The organism is Marinospirillum sp. (genome assembly GCF_014859565.1).
In genome coordinates this window covers 1-2,016 of the sequence record NZ_JACUUA010000395.1, presented here as the reverse complement: position 1 = coordinate 2,016, position 2,016 = coordinate 1, and the positions used below count along the sequence as shown (strand labels likewise).

Here is a 2,016-nt window from a genome sequence, read left to right as displayed (position 1 = left end):
GGGGTCCCCTGTTCGAGTCAGGGCATAGCCACCAGTTTTAATGCGAAAAGCGTGTTATCAGCCCTTCCATCTCCAGCACCATCTGCTGAATTTTTTCTGCCAGATCACGACTCTCTTCACTGCTGTTTGATAACTCAGCGGCACTTTCAAAGACTGCATCCAGGCGCTGACTCATTTCACCCAGAGTTTCTGATTGCAGCTGCACGGCTTCTGCCGTTTCCCGATTCAGCTTGTCCACCTGTTGCACCGACTGCTGCATTTGTTGCATTTGTTTACCCACCTGCTGCAGGCGTTGCATAGCAACGGATAACTCCTGCACCGAGACAGCCACTGAACGTGACAACTCATCCGTCAGGCTGCTGAATCCACTGACCTGTTCCTGTATCCGGCCTGCCGACTGCTGGGAACCGGTTGCCAGCTGGCGAACCTCATCAGCCACCACAGCAAACCCGCGCCCGGCATCACCTGCCCGCGCAGCCTCAATCGCGGCATTTAATGCCAGCAGGTTGGTCTGCTCAGCAATGGCATTAATGGTATCCACCATGGCATCAATATTGCCCACCCGCTCCGCCAGTTGCAGTGCCTGTTGATCCAACTGCTGCAAACGCACAATACTGCTCTGAAAGTCCGACATGACCGTGTTGAGTGCTACATGGCTTTCCCGACTACGTGCTTCTGCTTCCACGGCCAGAACTGCGGCCTGATCACAACGCTCCGCAACCGCTGAGGATGCATCCACCACGCCCAGCATGGCCGAAGTGGTAAAATCCAGCTCATCATGCTGCTGACTGCTTAATACATCTGCCTGGCTCATGCGATCAACCAGCTCACACACCTGTGTACCCACATAATCTGCCGAGTGGCCTATACGATTGATGCTGGTGAGGTTTTTTAACTCAGCAAAACGTAATGCCAGATCAAAAGCACCCACTTCATCATTACGACCTGTGTAAATCATGCGGGAAACCGGGTTGTCGTACATGCTCAAGGCTCGCTCCACCCTGTCCCGCAGCGGCAAAGTCAGTCGATAAGCCAGCAACCCCGTGAACAAAATGGAAACCGGCAGTATCACCATCAGGTCAATCAAGGGTGGCTCCACACGATAAGACCAGCCAATCACCAGCCCCAGAAACGGAATCAACATGCCCAAAAATAACCGCAGGGTAAAACCTATACGACGAGTCAGCGGCAAACGGGGTTTACCACCTTTACGCCACAAGGCATAAATGGCCTCTGCTCGCTCACGGTCAGCCTCTTGCAGTGGATGTCTTACAGATTGATAACCGGTGATAGTCTCACCATCATAAATGGGTGAAACATAAGCATTCACCCAGTAATAATCACCATTTCTGCAGCGGTTTTTAACCGGACCTATCCAGGTTTTTCCAGCCTTGAGGTACTGCCACATATCGGCAAAAACCTCTGCAGGCATATCAGGATGGCGGATGATTTTGTGATCAGCACCCAGCAACTCTTCCCGGGCATAACCACTGATTTCGCAGAAGTAATCGTTGCAAGCCAGAATTTTGCCTTGCAGATCGGTGGATGAAATAATACAGCTTGTTGGATCAACAGATATTTCCCTGGACATGCTTCCCTCGCGCCTGATCTGGTTATTGTACAATGCCCGTATGGTAAAACTGGAAGGATCTGCTTTAAAGCATCGAAAAGTGGCGTTTTGTCACCAGCCGCGACTTGATGTAAGGGAACCCTGAACAGACCTTCCGGTCTGAAAGGCCACCAATCCATTAACCGGACATCTGCTGCATGACACCTGGCAAATTCAGACTCGCTGCTTTTTCTGTATTGTTTCTGGCTGTATTCCTGTTTAGCTCCCTGTCTCAGGCATCCAGCCTGTTTGAATCCGGTAGCAGTCGTTTCAGCTCCTGGTTGAGCAACTCCGACAACAAGGTTACTTTTTTGCCACCGGATCAGGCTTTTAAGGTGGATGCCTGGGTTGAGGGCAGTCAGATTTTTGCCCGCTGGGATATTGAGCCGGGTTATTACCTCTACCGT

General features: G+C 51.4%; 2 protein-coding genes. One reads left to right on the top strand and one right to left on the bottom strand.

The features are described from left to right. Positions 1-37 precede the first annotated feature (37 nt). Complete coding sequence (locus tag IBX50_RS20120) at positions 38-1,591, bottom strand: PAS domain-containing methyl-accepting chemotaxis protein (RefSeq protein WP_292258174.1); 1,554 nt, start codon at positions 1,589-1,591, stop codon at positions 38-40. Between the two features lie 176 nt (positions 1,592-1,767). Between IBX50_RS20120 and IBX50_RS20115 the strand changes: the two genes are divergently transcribed. Continuing rightward, positions 1,768-2,016: protein-disulfide reductase DsbD domain-containing protein (locus IBX50_RS20115; protein ID WP_292258173.1), on the top strand; the 249-nt coding region annotated here is incomplete at its 3' end.

What these genes read in the sequence shown, in the direction of transcription:
- IBX50_RS20120 (WP_292258174.1), bottom strand. Translation starts at nt 1,591, where the DNA reads ATGTCCAGGGAAATATCTGTTGATCCAACAAGCTGTATTATTTCATCC.